16 protein-coding genes are annotated in these 17752 nt (G+C 53.7%); 9 read left to right on the forward strand and 7 right to left on the reverse strand.

Going from position 1 to position 17752, the window contains the following annotated elements; genetic code table 11:
- Nucleotides 1-471 precede the first annotated feature (471 nt).
- Nucleotides 472-2031: a SulP family inorganic anion transporter gene (locus ACRRUX_RS12345; RefSeq protein ID WP_432530709.1), complete on the forward strand. Its 1560-nt coding sequence runs from the start codon at nucleotides 472-474 to the stop codon at nucleotides 2029-2031.
- 182 nt (nucleotides 2032-2213) lie between these two features.
- Here the strand turns inward: ACRRUX_RS12345 and ACRRUX_RS12350 are convergent, their stop codons facing one another.
- A complete protein-coding gene (locus tag ACRRUX_RS12350) occupies nucleotides 2214-3122 on the reverse strand; it encodes a bifunctional methionine sulfoxide reductase B/A protein (RefSeq protein WP_432530711.1) in 909 nt (302 codons plus the stop codon).
- Between the two features lie 162 nt (nucleotides 3123-3284).
- Between ACRRUX_RS12350 and ACRRUX_RS12355 the strand changes: the two genes are divergently transcribed.
- The gene (locus ACRRUX_RS12355; RefSeq protein ID WP_432530712.1) at nucleotides 3285-4124 is read left to right on the forward strand and encodes a 2OG-Fe(II) oxygenase family protein; all 840 of its coding nucleotides are present in this window, start codon (nucleotides 3285-3287) and stop codon (nucleotides 4122-4124) included.
- A gap of 123 nt (nucleotides 4125-4247) precedes the next feature.
- A complete protein-coding gene (gene ylqF, locus ACRRUX_RS12360) occupies nucleotides 4248-5183 on the forward strand; it encodes a ribosome biogenesis GTPase YlqF (protein WP_432530714.1) in 936 nt (311 codons plus the stop codon).
- A gap of 101 nt (nucleotides 5184-5284) precedes the next feature.
- On the opposite strand, the gene ACRRUX_RS12365 is transcribed toward ylqF, so the two are convergent.
- Both ACRRUX_RS12365 and ACRRUX_RS12370 read right to left on the reverse strand, forming a co-directional pair.
- Nucleotides 5285-5749: a low molecular weight protein-tyrosine-phosphatase gene (locus ACRRUX_RS12365; protein WP_432530716.1), complete on the reverse strand. Its 465-nt coding sequence runs from the start codon at nucleotides 5747-5749 to the stop codon at nucleotides 5285-5287.
- A 222-nt stretch (nucleotides 5750-5971) separates the two neighbouring features.
- On the reverse strand, nucleotides 5972-6817 hold the full coding sequence (locus ACRRUX_RS12370; RefSeq protein ID WP_432530718.1) for a DNA ligase: 846 nt from the start codon (nucleotides 6815-6817) through the stop codon (nucleotides 5972-5974).
- 152 nt (nucleotides 6818-6969) lie between these two features.
- Between ACRRUX_RS12370 and ACRRUX_RS12375 the strand changes: the two genes are divergently transcribed.
- Complete coding sequence (locus ACRRUX_RS12375; protein WP_432530720.1) at nucleotides 6970-7341, forward strand: diacylglycerol kinase; 372 nt, start codon at nucleotides 6970-6972, stop codon at nucleotides 7339-7341.
- Here the strand turns inward: ACRRUX_RS12375 and ACRRUX_RS12380 are convergent.
- Complete coding sequence (locus tag ACRRUX_RS12380; protein ID WP_432530722.1) at nucleotides 7330-8211, reverse strand: LysR family transcriptional regulator; 882 nt, start codon at nucleotides 8209-8211, stop codon at nucleotides 7330-7332. The two genes, ACRRUX_RS12375 and ACRRUX_RS12380, sit on opposite strands and share 12 nt — an antisense overlap.
- A gap of 116 nt (nucleotides 8212-8327) precedes the next feature.
- Between ACRRUX_RS12380 and ACRRUX_RS12385 the strand changes: the two genes are divergently transcribed.
- The 3 genes from ACRRUX_RS12385 (at nucleotide 8328) to ACRRUX_RS12395 (ending at nucleotide 10934) form a co-directional block, all read left to right on the forward strand.
- Complete coding sequence (locus tag ACRRUX_RS12385; RefSeq protein ID WP_432530724.1) at nucleotides 8328-8750, forward strand: DUF413 domain-containing protein; 423 nt, start codon at nucleotides 8328-8330, stop codon at nucleotides 8748-8750.
- 22 nt (nucleotides 8751-8772) lie between these two features.
- The gene (locus ACRRUX_RS12390) at nucleotides 8773-9765 is read left to right on the forward strand and encodes an ATP-grasp domain-containing protein (RefSeq protein ID WP_432530726.1); all 993 of its coding nucleotides are present in this window, start codon (nucleotides 8773-8775) and stop codon (nucleotides 9763-9765) included.
- Between the two features lie 143 nt (nucleotides 9766-9908).
- A complete protein-coding gene (locus tag ACRRUX_RS12395) occupies nucleotides 9909-10934 on the forward strand; it encodes a GGDEF domain-containing protein (protein ID WP_432530728.1) in 1026 nt (341 codons plus the stop codon).
- Nucleotides 10935-11012: 78 nt separating this feature from the next.
- On the opposite strand, the gene ACRRUX_RS12400 is transcribed toward ACRRUX_RS12395, so the two are convergent.
- The 3 genes from ACRRUX_RS12400 to pdsO form a co-directional block, all read right to left on the reverse strand.
- On the reverse strand, nucleotides 11013-11603 hold the full coding sequence (locus tag ACRRUX_RS12400; RefSeq protein WP_432530730.1) for a class GN sortase: 591 nt from the start codon (nucleotides 11601-11603) through the stop codon (nucleotides 11013-11015).
- A complete protein-coding gene (locus tag ACRRUX_RS12405) occupies nucleotides 11597-13729 on the reverse strand; it encodes a marine proteobacterial sortase target protein (RefSeq protein WP_432530732.1) in 2133 nt (710 codons plus the stop codon). The genes ACRRUX_RS12400 and ACRRUX_RS12405 overlap by 7 nt, the downstream gene beginning before the upstream one ends.
- 75 nt (nucleotides 13730-13804) lie before the next feature.
- Nucleotides 13805-14569: a sortase-associated OmpA-like protein PdsO gene (gene pdsO / locus ACRRUX_RS12410; RefSeq protein ID WP_432530734.1), complete on the reverse strand. Its 765-nt coding sequence runs from the start codon at nucleotides 14567-14569 to the stop codon at nucleotides 13805-13807.
- A 227-nt stretch (nucleotides 14570-14796) separates the two neighbouring features.
- Between pdsO and pdsR the strand changes: the two genes are divergently transcribed.
- Nucleotides 14797-15489, forward strand: coding sequence for a proteobacterial dedicated sortase system response regulator (pdsR, locus tag ACRRUX_RS12415; protein ID WP_432530736.1), 693 nt, complete (start codon nucleotides 14797-14799; stop codon nucleotides 15487-15489).
- Between the two features lies 1 nt (nucleotide 15490).
- The gene (pdsS, locus tag ACRRUX_RS12420; RefSeq protein ID WP_432530739.1) at nucleotides 15491-17674 is read left to right on the forward strand and encodes a proteobacterial dedicated sortase system histidine kinase; all 2184 of its coding nucleotides are present in this window, start codon (nucleotides 15491-15493) and stop codon (nucleotides 17672-17674) included.
- Nucleotides 17675-17752: the final 78 nt, after the last annotated feature.

The raw sequence follows: 17752 nt of genomic DNA on the forward strand, positions 1-17752 counted from the left end.
AATCCTGTTGTGCCAATGAAGCGGCCGTGCCTGCTCTGCGACAGCTGACAACCTTTGAATATGCGGCGCAGTTTGACGTTGATGCCGAGCCCCTATCAAGCGCTGCAACAAAGCAGATAAGGCTGTCAGCCTCCTGAACTTTCGAATATTTTCGCAGCTTCGGTTTTCAGCCTTGAAAGGCAACCAGCCTTCCTTTATCTGAAAACCCCGAACTCGCTTCGACGCTAAAGCCAGAGTGCAGTGAGGATTTGACCGTACCTTATCTTTGACTTTGCTCGTCAATACCACAGCCGCTTTAGTCACAACTTTCTGTGCCATCCCTTCCCCTTTGCAGCACCAGCCAGTGCCAACATCAGACAAATATAGATTATCTGTGGCAGAAAACATGAGTACTGTCATTGGCAGGTTTTTCTGTTAGTATGCGCCGCTTCAAATCGTTAACAAGATCACACAATTAGAAGCAGAGGTTCAATGTTCGATATCATTCGTCACAAGACCGCCAGCCACAGGGCTGATTTATTATCAGGGTTAACCGTGGCACTGGCCCTGGTACCTGAAGCCGTCGCCTTTGCCTTCGTGGCCGGGGTCGAACCTATGGTTGGTCTGTATGCTGCGTTTATCATGGGTCTGGTCACCGCAGTGATTGGCGGCAGACCAGGGATGATATCCGGCGCGACCGGTGCCATGGCCGTTGTGATGGTGGCACTGGTTGCCGAACATGGTGTGCAGTATTTGTTTGCAGCCGTGGTATTGGCCGGCATTATTCAGGTGACTGCAGGAGCCTGCAGACTGGGCAAGTTTATCCGTATCGTCCCCTACCCTGTGATGATAGGCTTTGTAAATGGCCTGGCGATTGTGATCTTTCTGGCGCAACTGGGACAATTCAAGATGCCCGATGCACAGGGCGTTTTACAATGGTTGCCGGCATCCCAGATGACCACCATGCTGGCCCTGGTGGCCCTGACCATGGCCATCATCCATTTCCTGCCGAAATTCACCACGGCTGTGCCCTCTTCCCTGGCCGCCATTTTGACTGTCACCGCTCTGGTGGTGGGACTGGAGATGGATACCCGCACAGTACTGGACTTTCTGCGGGGCATGAGTGGCGATGAGCAGGCAACCATAGCCGGAACGCTGCCAATGTTCGCTATTCCCGATGTGCCTTTGAGCTGGGAAACCTTACAGATCATTCTGCCTTATTCCTTTATCCTCGCCGCCGTTGGACTCATTGAATCCCTGCTGACCTTAACCGTAGTCGATGAAATGACGGGCACCCGTGGCCGCTCCAACAAAGAGTGTGTAGGACAGGGAACAGGCAACATCATCTCAGGATTCTTCGGCGCCATGGGTGGCTGTGCCATGATTGGTCAGTCGATGATCAACATCAACTCTGGTGGTCGAGGTCGGCTGTCTGGCATTACCGCAGCCCTGGCATTGCTGACATTTATTCTGTTCGGCGCCGCCTTTATCGAAATCATTCCACTGGCTGCACTGGTGGGTGTGATGTTTATGGTAGTGCTGGGCACCTTCGAGTGGGCCAGTTTTAAGATGATGCGCAAAGTGCCGCGCTCGGATGCCTTTGTTATTGTGCTGGTGACCGTGGTAACGGTATTTACCGATCTTGCCTTTGCGGTATTTGTCGGGGTGATTGTTTCTGCACTGGTATTTGCCTGGCAGCATGCCAAACATATTGCCGTGAAAAGCCATATCAACCCTCAGGGCTGGAAAGTGTATGAGCTCAACGGCCCACTGTTTTTCGGCTCAACTGCCAATTTCCTGGAACTGTTTAATGCCCAGGAGGACCCGCAGGATGTGATTGTCGACTTCGGTCAGTCAAGGGTGGCAGATCACTCGGCGCTTGAGGCGATAGACACATTGGCGGAGCGATACACAGCCGCCGGCAAGCGTCTGCACCTGCGTCATATGTCTGCTGACTGTGCCAGAGTGCTGAAAAAGGCGGCGGGGCTGGTTGAAGTTAACCTGCTGGAAGACCCATCCTACAAGGTTGCCGATGACAAACTGGATTCATGAGAGCGTATTGTTAGTGGCAAGCCCTATCAGCGGCGATATGCCGCAAAATCTGAGTTCAACATCAGCAAATACGCGGTACTCGATTCAGTGTTAACCAGATAGCAGGCGGGCAATCTAGACCAGCCCGCCTGTTTATCCGGTGACAGTCATCATCTCAATCTATCTACCTCAGTGTTTGCACATCAAAACTTTAACTTGTCAGCAAAGATGGCTTTGACCTTGTCGACCTTGGGCGCTACCACCAGTTTGCAATAACCCTGATCAGGATTTCTGGCAAAATATTCATCATGATACTCTTCCGCCGGATAAAACCCGCGATAGGCTACCAATTCAGTAACCAAAGGTGAGGACCATAAGCCCGAGGCATCCAGAGCAGTGATAACCTCTGCCGCCACCTCCTGCTGCGCTGCGTCATGGGCAAATATTACACTGCGATATTGAGTGCCTTTATCATTGCCCTGACGATTCAAGGTGGTGGGATCATGGCTGGTAAAAAACACGTCAAGCAGTTCCCGGTAGCTGATGATGTCAGTATCATAAGTGATCTGTACCACTTCTGCGTGGCCTGTGTCACCTGAACAGACACTGCGATAATCCGCACTATCCGCATCACCGCCAGCGTAGCCGGATTTGACTGACGTCACGCCCCTAAGGGCGGCAAAAATTGCTTCAATACACCAGAAACATCCGCCCCCCAAAGTCGCCAGTTGCAGATTGCTGCCCGGACGCTCGCCCTCACCCCGACCTTTAAAAATCATGGAGACAGAGTTAACACAATGACGGAGGTTTTTATCTGTCAGATACTCGCCCTCAAACACATGGCCAAGGTGCCCATGACAGGCAGCGCAGACAATCTCAGTGCGCCGTCCATCAGCGTCAGGACGGCGAGCCACTGCGCCCGGTATCTCATCATCAAACGCCGGCCAGCCACAATGGGCCTGAAATTTGTGTTCAGACAGGTATAAAGGCGCATCGCACTTGCGACAATGGTAAACCCCGGGTGCATCAAATTGATGATATTCACCCGAGAAAGGTCGTTCAGTGCCTTTTTCTTCAATGACATAGCGTTCAAAATCAGTCAGTTTGCGCATCACAGCACTCCTCTTCATGCGGGTCAGGATAGACCCGGGCAAACACACCTTTATTTCACTCTCCAGTTTACTGCAGCCAATCAGGAATAGATCATATTGATTTGCGTCACATTTGTTCGGCGGGTAAAATCGGCACCGCAACTAACAGTGAAGTGATTGCTTATGAAACTTTCCGTCATAGATTACCGCGCAGCGGACAGCGCCAAACAGTTTGTCGAATCTCTGCGAATTACAGGTTTTGCCGTACTGACCAACCACCCCATCAATCAACAGCTGGTCAATCGCATTTATGCTGACTGGCAGGCCTTTTTTAATAGCCAGGGCAAGCTGGATTACCTGTTCAATCCACAAACCCAGGATGGCTTCTTTCCCAGCGAAGTATCAGAGACCGCCAAAGGCCACAGCGTCAAAGACATCAAAGAATACTTTCATGTGTACCCCTGGGGCCGCATTCCTGAATCCCTCAGGCAAGATATTCTCGGCTATTATGACGATGCCAATCGTCTGGCTACCGAGTTGCTGGACTGGGTGGATCAGGAGTGCCCGGAAGAGATCATGGCCGGCTTTTCCATGCCACTGCCGGAAATGATCCTGGGCAGTCAGAAAACATTATTGCGCGTCCTGCACTATCCACCACTGTCCGGCAATGAAGAAATCGGCGCGGTGCGCGCAGCCGCCCATGAAGACATTAATCTGTTGACCATTCTGCCGGCCGCCAACAATCCCGGATTGCAGGTGAAAACTCTCGAAGGTGAGTGGCTGGATGTGCCCTGTGATTTTGGCAACCTCATCATCAACAGTGGTGACATGCTCAAAGAAGCCTCCGGCGGTTATTTCCCGTCCACCACCCATAGAGTCATCAACCCCAAAGGGGCGGACATGGCGAAATCCCGATTGTCATTGCCGCTATTCCTGCACCCCAAACCCAACGTGGTCCTGTCGGAGCGGCATACCGCCAACAGTTATCTGCAGGAACGACTACGGGAACTGGGCGTTATCTGAGCAGACTCGCCAATAAAAGCGCCATTCGGCGCTTTTTTTATGACATCACGCCGTTACCGGCTACAATAGCAGCCGCGACACAATCCGCTCTATATGCCATTGCTCTAAGAGGACAGTTCTCCCATGGCCATTCATTGGTTTCCCGGACACATGCACAAAGCCCGCAAGGAAATTGCCGAGGCGATGCCCCAAATCGACCTGGTTATCGAAGTGCTCGATGCCCGTATTCCTTACTCCAGTGAAAACCCCATGGTGGCACAATTACGGGGCGATAAGCCCTGTATCAAACTGTTGAATAAATGCGATTTGGCTGATCCAGAGATCACCGCCCAGTGGATCGAATATCTCGAGCGCGAACAGGGCGTAAAAGCGATGGCGGTCACCACTCTGCAGCCGGCCATGATTAAAAAAATTCCGGATCTGTGCCGCAAGCTGGTGCCTGAGCGTGTTGGTCAGGAAAAAAAGCTGCGCACCATGATCATGGGCATCCCCAACGTAGGTAAATCCACCATTATCAATACCCTGGCGGGCCGCACCATAGCTAAAACCGGTAATGAGCCGGCGGTTACCAAAGCTCAGCAGCGCATCAATCTGGGCGATGGTATAGTGCTGTCAGACACCCCTGGGATCCTCTGGCCCAAGGTGGACAATGAAGCCTCCAGTTACCGACTGGCCGTGACCGGCGCCATTAAAGACACCGCCATGGAATACGAAGATGTGGCCATGTTTGCCGCTGAATATTTCCTCAAGGCTTATCCGGACGCCATCAAGGAGCGCTACAAGATTGATGAACTGCCGCAGACGGATATCGAATTGCTGGAAGAGATTGGTGCCAAACGGGGCGCCAGACGCGCCGGTGGCCGGGTGGATCTGCACAAGGTTTCCGAGTTGCTGCTGCACGAGTTCCGCAGTGGTAAAATTGGCCTGCTGAGTCTGGAAACCCCGGCGATGGCCGAAGTCGAAAAAGCAGAAGTCGAACGTATCCTGGCGGAAAAGGCGGCGGAAAAAGAAGCCAAAAAAGCGGCCGATAAGCTCAAGCGCTCAGGGAAACGTCACTGAGCCCTGCAACCATCATTGAGCGGCACAAAACTTCATGAAAAAGCCTGCATTGGCAGGCTTTTTGGCAGCTGAATGTTGTTAATAACCACGCAAGTTATTACTTAACGGCCGGATATTTGGCTAAGCCATTGCTCGCAGGCCTGCTCCAGCAAATCCAGTACCTGCTCAAAACCCCGTGCACCGCCATAATAAGGATCCGGCACCTCGGCGTCATGCCCTAATGGCGCCAGGAGCAGGCTCAGCTTGTGCTGATACTCGGCCGGACAACGTTTGTTAAGATCCGCAAGATTACTCAGATCGGCCGCCAGAATATAATCGAAATGGCTGAAGTCGCTGTCGGTCACTTGCCTGGCTGTCATCCCGGTGAAATCATAGCCACGCCTTACTCCTGCAGCCTCACTGCGGGCATCAGGCCGTTCACCGGCATGATAGGCAATGGTGCCGGCAGAATCGATTTCAAGATCTATACCCCTTTCATGAGCCATTTTACGACACACCGCCTCTGCCGTCGGCGAGCGGCAAATATTCCCCATGCACACAAACAAAATTGATGGATGTTCACTCATCTGGTATTGAACTCTTATTTAGCTGAACACTTGTTTCGGCGCACACTTATTTGGTTGCACTTATTTGGTTGCACTTATTTGGTTGTACATTTGTCTGGCTGCACATTTGTTCAGCTGCATTGCTCAGCCGCACACTCGCAGCAAGCGGCTCTGTATCTGTAATTGCAGCGCTTTGATTTTAATGAACTCTGATTGAGTTCTGTTACAAGCTCAACGTCTGGCTTACGGATCTACCCTAACCCGATAATAGCTGGCAAATCTGGGCAGGCCGTTTCCCGTCAGGCCTTTATATTTAAACGTGATTTGACTGCCAATAGGCGGAGGTTGCCGGCGTAGCTCATCACTGAAGCCGGTACCTATATTGAACTCCCGGCCATCAGCCATCCTGACTGTCAGCGATCCCAGCATACCGTTATATTTGCCCTTTCCCGGCACATGCGCAATCACTGTGGCTTCCGCATCAAACTCAGGCTTTAACTTCATCAGCAAAGGTTGACGGCCATTGACATACAAAGCCTGCTGATGATGCAGCATCAATCCTTCCGCGCCCTGCGCCACCGCCTCTTCGAGTAACCCCATCAGGGTCTGCTCATTGCTTACCCGAACCTGTTCAATCAGCTCAAGATTAAGCTGAGGCCCGGATTGCCCGATGAGCTCCCGCAGTTTTTGCAAGCGACCATCAAAGGGTAACTCACTGTCCGGTAAATCAAACACCATAAAACGAACATCACGCCAGTCGCTGTCAGACGTATTACTACTGCGTACCAGGGCCGATATCTGATCAAAATGACCTCGGCCAAGCCACAACTCCCCATCCAGGGGGATTACCGGCCAATCCCGGGTAAACCAGGAAGGCAATGAAATCTGCCGGCCGGAGCGGGTCAACATCATAGTGCCGGTCCAGCGGCCACGGACACCATCAAGCTTTTCACTGACCCAGTAAGATGGCAGATTTTGCCCGGACTGGTATTCGACAGCCAACTGTATTTCCGGCGCCGGCGCGGCAAAAACAATGATGGCCTGAAAACATATCAGGCATGACAAAAAGCGTTGCAGCAGGTATCTCATCAGCACTTTCCCTGTGACTGTAATTAAAGAAGGAAACCCCTTACAGACATCAGCTTAGCCCATAGGGCAGCAATTGTGATCCCGCACTTACTCAGACGCCCGGCCAATGTTATACTCGCTGGCATTTTTTACCTGCATACCGAATTTTTGAGATGAAACCCGCCAATAATCATGGACTGAAGCGAATCTTTCGCGCCACCGGATTTTCCATGCAAGGTTTGATTGCCGCCTGGAAACACGAAGCCGCCTTCCGCCAGGAGTTAATCCTGGCATTGCTGATGTTACCTGTGGCCCTGCTGGTCAATGTCAGCACAGTGGAAAAGTTGCTGATGATCTTCACCCTGTTTCTGGTGTTAATTGTCGAGTTGCTCAACTCAGCGGTGGAAGCTGTGGTAGATCGGATCAGCGATGAGATCCATCCCCTGTCAGGCCGGGCTAAAGACATTGCCTCTGCCGCTGTATTTCTGTCCCTGTGTCTGTGCGGCCTGACCTGGGGTCTGGTGTTGCTCCCATTACTGCTCTGAGTGCTTTGCAAGCGCTTCATTATGGGTTGCTGCTTCGCTTAACAGGCGAGCAGCAACCCGAATAATATCCAACCTGTCATTCTCACCCCAGTACCCCAGATACAGACTACGGGTTAACTCTCTGGCATTGTCGACCAGATGCAGTCGCCCGGATGCCAGCAAGTCGGTCACCATATTGCGGGGTAAAAATGCCGTCGCCGGAGTGTCCAGGATAAACTCAAGTGCAATTGCCGCACTGCCCGTGTGCATCACGGGAATGGGTAAAAAGGCAAATTCTTTGGCATGCTGGATATTGAATACGGTTCCCCAGTTGACCTTGACATAGGGCACTGCCGTCGCCTGCTCCAATGACAATGCCCCGGCACTGGATACCAGACACAAGCTCACTTCTCCAAGCTTCACCGCATCCAGCTCATCCTGTTGCGGAGCATCAAAAGAGATCATCATATCCAGAGTTCGTCCCAACAACTGCCGTCCCATCACGTTGTGAGGCAGCTCTTCAGTGCGCAGTGCAACATCCGGCATGCCATGCAGCATACTCTTGAGTGCTCCCTGCATATAGGCACTCCAGACATTAGGAGCCATCCCCAATGCCAGCTGCATACTCTGTTCCCGACTCAATGAAATGTCCTGCTTGGCCCGCTCCCAGGCGGTGAGAATCGCCTCGGCATGGATAAGCATCCGCTCCCCGGCGCTGGTCGGTTTGATGTTGTTGCGCTGACGCTCAAACAACTCCACGCCCAGCACACTTTCCAGCTGTTTAACTCTGAAGCTCACTGCACTGCGGGTCAGATATAAATTTTCCGCCGCTTTTCCGAAATGGCGGGTCCTTGCCACCTCAAGAAAGGTTTTCAGCAAATCTGTATCCATAAAATTTCTTTACCGAGAACGTCAAATTATTTTGATTTATAAATGAATAATACTCACCAATACTCTGCGTGAAAATCTTTGCAACGCATTACTGCGAACTGATTAAAGGAATAACCATGGGCAGCACAGCAATCACTTCGGACTTTGCCGGCGCAGAGCAACCCGTTACCGGGTCAGGCGCCTTTTTATCACATCGCAAGTTCTATGATGATCAACATTTTCCCAAAGGATTCAATCGCTGCGGTGATCTAACCACTAAAGAAGCACAAATTCTTGAGCTCCACGGTGTCGCGATGAAGGAACTGGCTGATGGCAAACGACTGCCCTCGACAGTAGAAGAAACTCAGTTTGTCGAAGTTTTGAGTGGTAAGCGCGAAGCAAAGAGTTTGTTCGAGCTTATTTGGCTCAAATACTGTAAACTGTGCAGTGGCAAGCCCTTCTACTCCGTCAGCGATAGTCCACGGAGTCAGGGGCTGAATTCAAGTAACATATTGTACGACCCGGACGACTCTCACTATCGAGGGCTTGAGGAAGACTAATGAAAATTGAGGTTTGCATTTAATGCGCGGCTGGATTTTGTATAAAGAAACCGCCACCCTGCTGAAACCTGAATTGTATGAAATCGAACGACTCCTGGAGGCAGCAAAAGCGGACAACATTGAGTTGGAAGTGTATGCACCGGAAGACTTTGATCTGACGGTAACCAGAGAGGACAGTAAGAGTATCTTGTTGAACGGGCAACCAGTTGAGTTGCCCGATTTCATTATTCCACGGATGGGTTCAGGTACCACCTACTTTGCACTGGCGATTATCCGCCACCTGGAAAGACTTGGGGTATATTGTTTAAATTCATCCAGAGCCATTGAAACAGTGAAAGACAAACTGTTTTCACAACAGCTGCTGGCTGAAAAAAACCTGCCTACTCCAAAAACCATGTTGGTAAAATTCCCGGTTGATATCAACCTGGTAGAGCATCACCTGGGTTTTCCTGTGGTCATCAAGACCCTGTCCGGCTCCCAGGGTAGTGGCGTGTTCCTGTCGCACAAAGCACGGGAATTTGATGACCTGATGCAGTTGATTGAGGCGACCAATAAAAACGCCAACATCATTCTGCAGGAGTTTATCTCCAACAGCCATGGTCGTGACCTGCGGGTATTCACCATCGGCGGTCGTGTAGTGGGTTGTTATGAGCGCCGTGGCCAGGAAGACAGCTTCAAGGCCAATGTCAGCGCCGGCGGCTCTGCCCGTCCATTTGAGGTAACTCCGGAAATTGAATGGCTGGCAACCCAAACCGCCAACATTCTGGATCTGGATGTATCCGGTATCGACCTGCTGTTTGATAACGGTCACTACAAGATTTGTGAGGCCAACTCTTCACCCGGTTTTGAGGGCCTGGAGTCCTGTCTGGATGTGGATATTGCCGCGCAGATCCTGCACTTTATCCGGATCCGTCTGGGGATGTTCAACAAGGATTGTGCTTCCAGCCCCAAAGCGCCCATGCCTGAAGCAGCCAAGCGCACCAAGGTGATCAAAGAGATCAAAGCGGCCGAATAATCCGCCTCCTTCTGAAACGCAGTCCATTGACTGCGTTTTTTTATGCCCGTCTGATGAGGAAACCCAGTCACTTTTTTGGCAGCCGTTGACCGGACACATTATGCTTAATCACATAACATCAATAACCTGCCCAGAGTCGTTCCATGCAAGAAGATCTGATGAAAGTGGCTGCAGCCAACCTCAAAAAAGCCCTGCCGCTGATGCTCAAACATCAAATTCCCACCACACCAACTAATTATGCCGTCTGGTACACCTATGTCGGGGAGAAATCTCCCGCGTTAAATCAGGCGATGGATCAGGTGCTGCGCGATTACCAGACCTGCCCGCCAGCCCGCAGTGAGTTACTGTATCGCGAGTTTGTGTCGGATCCTGTGGAGCTGGATGTACGGGAGCTGCAGCAGAATCTTGAGGCCATGGTTATCGAGTTATCCCAGTCGGTAAAAGATACCAACCGGGATGCAGATATGTTTCAGCAACAGGTTAAAACCAACTTTTCCAAACTGGGCAGGCTGGAGCAGGAGGCGCTGTCACTGGAGCAGGTGATGGATCTGGTGCGTAATTTCATCAACGAGTCAGACAAGATCCGGGCATCTACCGCATATTTCATCGGCCAGCTGCAGAAAGCGGAAAATGAAATTCATCATCTCAGGGAAAGACTCGAAAAAACAGAGAAGGACTCACTGCACGACGCCCTGACAGGAGCCCTCAACCGGCGCGCATTCGATGCGGACATTCAGGGGATACTCAGTCAATCGCCGGATGGCTGTTGCATTATTCTGACCGATATCGATCACTTCAAGGCATTCAACGACACCTTTGGCCATTTGCTGGGCGATCAGGTACTGAAATCCGTCGCTCAAAGACTGAGTGATTTCTGTCGCAATGGTGCCAAGCTGTATCGTTTTGGCGGCGAGGAGTTTGTGATACTGGTGCCCGCCAGCGAACTCAAACGAGCCCGCCATCTGGCCGAGTCACTGCGCCGCGGTATTGAAAAGCTCAGTATCAAAGACAGACGCAAAGGCGGCACCATTGACAGCATAACGGCCTCTTTTGGCGTGGCCCAGTGGCAAACCGGTATGAGCGCTTTGAAACTGATAGAGCAGGCAGACAGCCTGCTCTACGAAGCCAAACGCCTGGGTCGCAACCGGGTTATGCCGATTACCAATTAGTTCACTCCCGAGTGCAGCAATGACGCTGGCGCAAATTGCGTCGGGAGTTGTTGCCTTGGGGGGAAATCATCCGTGCCCTCACTGTACCCGTCTGGCCCTGACCACATAGCGATGTGGCGTATTGGCAAACAAAGCATCAAAGGGATAACAGGTGATCAGTGTCAGCACAGTTTCATTGGTTTCTGCCATCAACCAGGCATCTGATTGGTGGTAAATCCCAACATCAAACACCTGATATCCAAGACTTTCTCCCGAGGAGATCTGCAGCTCCAGTTTTTGCCCGGGTTTAACGTATTCTAGCGCTCTGAAGTGAGTATCCCTGTGCCCGGCAATCACAGTATTTCCACTCTCACCCGGGCGCGCTCCGGACAGCAGCATCCCGGGGCCAAATGCCAGTGTGCGCCCCACCGCGCCGGCAAGTACGTAAAGTGACTTTTGTGACGCATCGTTAGTATCTTTGTTGATGTCGAGGTAAAGCCTGGCCACCGGATAGGTATCTGCCCAGCCCCAGGGTTTATGCCAGAGACCATCATCCAGGGTTTTCTGCCAGGCCTGCGCTACCAGAAACTGAGCAAAATGTGCTTTAGCCTGCATATATCCTCCTTTGAACAGTAAGATAGCGCCGATCAGCAAGAGCATCAGCGCGCTCAATTTAGCCAACCTCAACATGGCATTCGCTGCCACCGTCGGGTAAACCAAAGCCCGGCCAGTCCTGTCAGCAACAGCAAAGTGCCCAGCAACAACTGCCCACGGCTGTCTGTAGCCGTTTGTGGTAAGTGCATACCAGAAGGCGGTTGCCACCCGTCAGGCAGCATTAACCCGGTGCTGACCAGCTTCTGTTCGGCACTTTGCGGACGGGATGGCTCAGTCTCCACCGCCACCAGACTGGTGTAAGGGCTCACCAGATGATATTTCAGTGCCAGTGCAGTGATTTGTTGCCGGCGCCGCTCAATCTCTGTGCTATCCCGCTGCAAATTGAGTTCTGCAATCTGTTCCCTGGCCCATATCAAATCCAACCCCTGCTTATCACCCGCCTGATCTGGCAATGTCAGCTGTTGCTGCCAGAACCGGCGTTGGCCGTATGCCATGCCCAGCTCGCCGCTGATCTTCAGCGCTGTATGACGCCCACCGGCCTGCCGGATACTCAGGGTGATGGGCTGATCACCATAAAGATCCGGAATTTGTACCGGCCAATATTCCGGTACAGTGCCATCTTCATAGCTCAGCTGCAGGTTGGTCAGTACCGGGCTGGCAATGCGCTGCATCAGGGCGCTCATACGTGTGTTCACTTCCCCCTGGGCACCTATGTAGGTAAAACTGCCACGTCCCAGTCTGGCTGCCCGCTCCATAAAAAAGCTGTTGGGCGCGGATCCTATCCCCACTGTGAACAACCGACTGTCGGCCAGACGGTTGCGCAGCATGGCAAACAGCTGCTGCTCATTGGAGACGGCGCCATCAGTCATAAAGATGATTTGCTGCAGCTTGTCGGCGCTGGAAGACTTCAGCGCCCGCTGCAGAGCCATGCCCATCTCAGTGCCGCCGTCAGCGCTCAAATCCCGAATAAAATTGGTGGCGCTTTGCAGGTTTTCGGCGGTCGCAGGCACACTTTCCTGGGCAAAAGTCGAGAGCCTGTCGCTGAACGCGATAATGTTGAAGCTGTCATGCTGCCCCAGGGTCGATAACGCAAACAGCAGTGCCGCTTTGGCCTGCAGGATGGACTCCCCCGCCATCGAACCTGAGACATCCACTACCAGCACCAATTCCCGCGCCACATGCTCGACATGTTTGTCAGCTGCTGGCGGTACCAGCATCAGCAGCAGATAATCAGTACTGGCCTCCAGCGCAGCTATCTCCGGTGACGCAGAAGGATAACTCATACCCTGCTGCCGATAACTCACCGCCTTGGGCGAAGCAGGATCCGCCATTTGCCACTGCAGCACAAAATCCCGGTTGGCCACCGCCCTGATGAGCTCAGCCTGCAAGCTGTTGTTGGCCGCCGGCACCAGACTGACCCAATGATAGGGGCTGTTCACCTGCCCAAGTTGGTCCGCGCCGTCAAACCGCACCTGAATATCCACCGTCCCTGCGCCTGTGGAATGACCCTGCTCGTCCGCCAGCCCCTCAGCAGACGCTGCGGGTAGATAGCGAGCGGGCGGTAATCCATCATCAGCAGTATCCTCGACAGGCAGGCAGCTACCGCTTCGCGGCTGATATCTGGGGGCGACCAAGAGCGGGAAGCGCAGGCTGAAAGTGCCGCCATCAAAGTGCACTGTCTGCAGCAGTCGGATCACCACTTTCAGTTCATCCCCCGGCGCCAGATTGGCGATGTCCGTGGTAAACACATTGGGTCTGTGCTGAGCCACCAGGCTGGCCCGCCGTCCTGACTCCCGGGCTTTGACGAACTCGGCCCGGGCCACATCCTTTTGGCGGATCTGCCCCTCAATATGCCGCTCACCTATCCACAGATCCATGCCATCAACGGCGGATTTATCAGGCAGAGGAAACTGATACTGACCCTGCAGCCACACCTGAGTGTCATTGCGAAAGGTCTGCTCCACCTCAATGCGATTAAGCAGCCCACTCACCTGCATACGCACCCGGGTGGAGACGGGCAAATCGATGATCTCACTGCCATCCTCTGTCTGATACACAAGTTGCGCGGCGGTCAGAGGGATCTCGCTCGATGCCTCCCCGGCCAGGGCGTGGTTTACGGCGCTGGCCAGCCCTAACAGCAGCCCCAACCGCAGCAGGACAACTCTGCACCTGCTCCCCAGCCTGATTGTCTGATTGTCCATGCTTGCCTTCCTTCGTCAGTTCGCGGCTCATTCTGCAATTTTCCCTGCGGCACTCTTCGCAGCTCACTGCGCAATTCACTGCGCCGCGGTCATGGCGTCACCTGTGCCCTGCAGCTTGAGGGTCACCCTGCGGTCAAAGAAATTGTTCTCCAGCGACGCTTCGGCATGCAGCGGCGACTGATCACCATAGGCGCGACCATGCAGGCGCCCGGCGTTAACGCCCTGCTCAATCAAATAACTGCGCACCTCCGCCAGTCGCTGCTCAGACAAGGCCTGGTTGTAGTCAGTGTTGCCCTGCCGATCAGCATATCCGGTCAAATCCAAGGTGAGCTCAGGCGACAGCCGCATGGCGTGGGCCACATCATCCAGTTGCTGGCGAAAATGCGGCTCAATCTCGGATGAGCCGGTGCGAAACTGCACATTCAGCCCCAATGCCAGCGCATCCAGCTGGGCCTGAATGCGGCGCTCACTCTGCTCCGCCAGACGCTCGGCATCCTGCTGCAATTGCTGATGTTGGGCGCTCAGGGTTTGCAGCTCAGTCTGGCTCAGTGCCAACTGCATCTGTTGATATTTGATTTCCTCTTCATCCCCCACCGACTGACCAATCAGCCCACCAGTCAGCGCGCCGATAAAGGCGCCTACTGGCCCGCCGACCACAGCCCCGAGCACCAAGCCTGAGCCGACACCGATCAGCTCCTGTGTGTGTTCCCGCTCCTGCATCTGGCTGGCATGGGCCGATTGTGACAACAGCAAGCCACTGAGCAGCAGCGCCGCCGCTCGGCGACCGGTGAAATGGACAGATTTGTGGTTGCTTGGCTGGCCTTGATTGAATGATGTCATCCTGTATTCCTTCATGGGTTGTTGCTGCGGTGTGTTTGCCGGCAGCAGGCTTTCGATGACACTCATTAAAACGCTGAGAAAAGGCATTGAAGGGGAACAAAAATGGCAATCCAACAATCAAATGTGGCAACAAAATGGCAATTGCCCCCGGCGTCTTTCAAGGTGGCCAAATTGCTGTATAGTCAGCTCACATCCAAGCCAACTCAGCAGTGAATAACCCACATCAGATGAAACGAATTGCCATAGTCGAAGATGAAGCCCTGATCCGGGAAAACTACAAAGATGCGCTCAGTGCCCAGGGTTACAGTGTGCAGACCTACGCCAGTCGCCCCGAGGCCATGCTGGCGTTCAGTACCCGCCTGCCGGATCTGGCGATTATCGACATCGGCCTTGGCAGTGAAATTGATGGCGGCTTTACCCTGTGTCAGGCGCTGCGCTCCCTGTCACCCACCCTGCCCATCATCTTTCTGACGGCCAGAGACAGCGACTTTGATACCGTGTGCGGTTTGCGTCTGGGGGCCGATGATTACCTCACCAAGGATGTCAGCTTCCCCCATCTGCTGGCGCGGCTGGCGGCACTGTTTCGCCGTTTGCAGGCGATGGACAGTGCCGCGCAAAAGGAGTGTCTGCTGCAACGGGGAGCACTGACCATAGACAGCAACCGTATTCAGGCACAGTGGAAAGCGATGACGGTGGAGCTGACCGTCACTGAATTCTGGATGGTACATGCGCTGGCCAAACACCCCGGCCACGTGCGCAATCGCAGCGAGTTGATGCAGGACGCCAAAATCTATGTGGATGACAGCACCATCACCTCCCATATCAAACGGATCCGCAAGAAGTTTATCGCTCTTGACCCGGAATTTGACTGCATAGATACCGTCTATGGCATGGGCTATCGCTGGCACGCAGCAAGCTGATATGTGGCATCCCAGGATCGGTCTGCGCACCAAAGTCGTTATTCTGTCACTGTTTCTGCTGTGCCTGCCCTGGCTTGGCTACGAATACGTGTGGGAGATGGAAAAAACCCTCAGAAACGGTCAGGAGCGCACGCTCGAAGGCACCACTCAGGCACTGGCCACCGCCCTGCATGAGCGCCCCAAACTGTTTCACACCCAGGCCAGTTTTCTGACTCAGGTGGAAAAAGGCCGGGATCTCTATGCCTACCCGCTCTCCGGTCCCATCCAGCTGGATGGCAAGCTCAATGACTGGAGCGACTATGCGCACCGGTTTTTGCGTTATGGTCAGGAGTATGAAATCTACAAACAGGATGACGGCAAGCCACTGGCGCTGGCATTCACCCATATGGTGGGCAAGTACAATGGCTTTCTTTATGGCTTTTTCGATGTCACCGATCCCTTCCCTGTATACCGGGGAGCTAACAGCCTCAGCATTGAACGCAGCGACCGTTTGATGATAGCCACCCTGACCGCGTCCGGTGAGTTCAAACGCTATCTGATCACCCCCATCAGAGACGGCTGGATAAGTGCTTATGAACTGCCAGCCGATCCGGCGCTGACCTCACCTGTCGCCCCGGAGACCCGTATCCAGGGGCAATGGCAACCGTCCGCAGACGGTTATGTGATTGAATTGCGTATACCTTTGTCCATGCTGGGCAGCAAACTGGGCTTTGCCCTGTATGACGTCAATGACAAGCGCTCGGGTCAACTGGACGCCATTGTCGGCACCTCGGCCACAGACGACCAGCTCAAGCTGGGTACTGTGCTGGTGCCCTCACCGGAAATTGAAGAGATCATCAAAGGCATGCGCCACAACACCTCGCGCATCTGGGTGGTGGACAAACATGGCCGGGTGCTGGCCAAATCCGGCGATATTCGCTCAACCTCCAGCGTCTGGACCCGGGAAAGCGAGCCTGAAGGTGACTCCAGTCTGTGGGGTGAATTCAGCCGCCAATACCTGCGGCCACTGTATTACCGGATCCTGACTCAGCCGCCGCGGGATTTTATCGACTCACTGCAGGATTCCACCGAACTTTCCGGCAGCCATATCGACAAGGCACTGCAGGGGCAACTGGGCTCGACCTGGCGCCTCACTCCCGACAACAAAGCTGTGGTATTGGCCGCGGCCAGCCCTATCTGGATTGACGATCAGGTGATGGGCGTGGTGATTGCAGAGGAAACCACTCACGGCATCCGCACCCTGCGCAATCAGGCACTGGAGAAACTGTTCAATATCATACTGATCGTCATGGGTATGGGTACCGCCTCGCTGTTTCTGTTCGCCTCCAACATCTCCCGCCGCATTCGCCGTCTGCGGGATGATGCCGAGCGGGCCATCGACAGTCAGGGCCGCATCCAGCAGGGCATCACGCCATCCAGGGTGCAGGATGAAATTGGCGATCTGTCCCGCAGCTTTGCCAGTACAGTGCAGCGTCTGGGGCAGTACACCCATTATCTGGAAAATATGTCTTCGCGTCTGTCCCACGAGCTGCGCACCCCAGTGGCCGTAGTACGCTCCTCCCTCGAGCATCTGGAATTGCAGGGGCTGGATGAACGCAGTGCCAAATACGTTCAGCGAGCCAGCGAAGGGGTCAGCCGCCTCAGTCTCATCCTCAACAACATGAGTGAAGCCACCCGGCTGGAGCAAAGTCTGGCACACTCAGAAACGGTACTTTTCCCGCTGACAGAGGTGATCCGCGGCTGCATGCAGGGCTATCAGCTCACTTTTCCGCAGCAAAGATTCTCAGTGACAGTGCCGGATGCACCTTTGATGGTCAGTGGCGTGCCTGAATATATCGCCCAGCTGCTTGATAAGCTGATTGCCAATGCCTGCGAGTTTTGCAAGCCAGGAAGCGCCATTGAAGTCTCGCTCACTGTCCAGGGTAAGCAGGCCGTGCTGGAAGTCAGCAATCAGGGCCCCTTGCTGCCCGGGGAAATGGCAACCCAGATATTTGAGTCCATGGTGTCGGTGCGTCCGCCCCAGGGCAGTGATAAACCCCATCTGGGGCTGGGCCTGTATATCGCCAGACTGGTCGCCGATTTTCATCAGGGGCAAATTTGGGCCAGTAACCGGGCCGATGGTCTGGGCGTCTGCCTGTATTTGTCATTGCCCCTGGCCAAACCCGAAAAAAGTCATAAAGATTGAGCCGTCTGCGCCTCAAAGACAGGCGCTTACAGCTTATACAAACTCAGCCGTCCAGATGGCAAGACAGCCGTTAAGATG

This window comes from Shewanella sp. GXUN23E, from assembly GCF_050865035.1.
Classification (GTDB): domain Bacteria; phylum Pseudomonadota; class Gammaproteobacteria; order Enterobacterales; family Shewanellaceae; genus Shewanella.

Bases quoted from the DNA above. Each gene is read 5' to 3' on its own strand.
- ACRRUX_RS12400 (WP_432530730.1), bottom strand. From the start codon at position 11,603: ATGTTGAGGTTGGCTAAATTGAGCGCGCTGATGCTCTTGCTGATCGGC.
- ACRRUX_RS12390 (WP_432530726.1), top strand. From the start codon at position 8,773: ATGCGCGGCTGGATTTTGTATAAAGAAACCGCCACCCTGCTGAAACCT.
- ACRRUX_RS12395 (WP_432530728.1), top strand. From the start codon at position 9,909: ATGCAAGAAGATCTGATGAAAGTGGCTGCAGCCAACCTCAAAAAAGCC.
- ylqF (WP_432530714.1), top strand. From the start codon at position 4,248: ATGGCCATTCATTGGTTTCCCGGACACATGCACAAAGCCCGCAAGGAA.
- ACRRUX_RS12385 (WP_432530724.1), top strand. From the start codon at position 8,328: ATGGGCAGCACAGCAATCACTTCGGACTTTGCCGGCGCAGAGCAACCC.
- ACRRUX_RS12345 (WP_432530709.1), top strand. From the start codon at position 472: ATGTTCGATATCATTCGTCACAAGACCGCCAGCCACAGGGCTGATTTA.
- ACRRUX_RS12365 (WP_432530716.1), bottom strand. From the start codon at position 5,749: ATGAGTGAACATCCATCAATTTTGTTTGTGTGCATGGGGAATATTTGC.
- pdsR (WP_432530736.1), top strand. From the start codon at position 14,797: ATGAAACGAATTGCCATAGTCGAAGATGAAGCCCTGATCCGGGAAAAC.
- ACRRUX_RS12405 (WP_432530732.1), bottom strand. From the start codon at position 13,729: ATGGACAATCAGACAATCAGGCTGGGGAGCAGGTGCAGAGTTGTCCTG.
- ACRRUX_RS12375 (WP_432530720.1), top strand. From the start codon at position 6,970: ATGAAACCCGCCAATAATCATGGACTGAAGCGAATCTTTCGCGCCACC.
- ACRRUX_RS12370 (WP_432530718.1), bottom strand. From the start codon at position 6,817: ATGAGATACCTGCTGCAACGCTTTTTGTCATGCCTGATATGTTTTCAG.
- ACRRUX_RS12380 (WP_432530722.1), bottom strand. From the start codon at position 8,211: ATGGATACAGATTTGCTGAAAACCTTTCTTGAGGTGGCAAGGACCCGC.
- pdsO (WP_432530734.1), bottom strand. From the start codon at position 14,569: ATGACATCATTCAATCAAGGCCAGCCAAGCAACCACAAATCTGTCCAT.
- ACRRUX_RS12355 (WP_432530712.1), top strand. From the start codon at position 3,285: ATGAAACTTTCCGTCATAGATTACCGCGCAGCGGACAGCGCCAAACAG.
- pdsS (WP_432530739.1), top strand. From the start codon at position 15,491: ATGTGGCATCCCAGGATCGGTCTGCGCACCAAAGTCGTTATTCTGTCA.
- ACRRUX_RS12350 (WP_432530711.1), bottom strand. From the start codon at position 3,122: ATGCGCAAACTGACTGATTTTGAACGCTATGTCATTGAAGAAAAAGGC.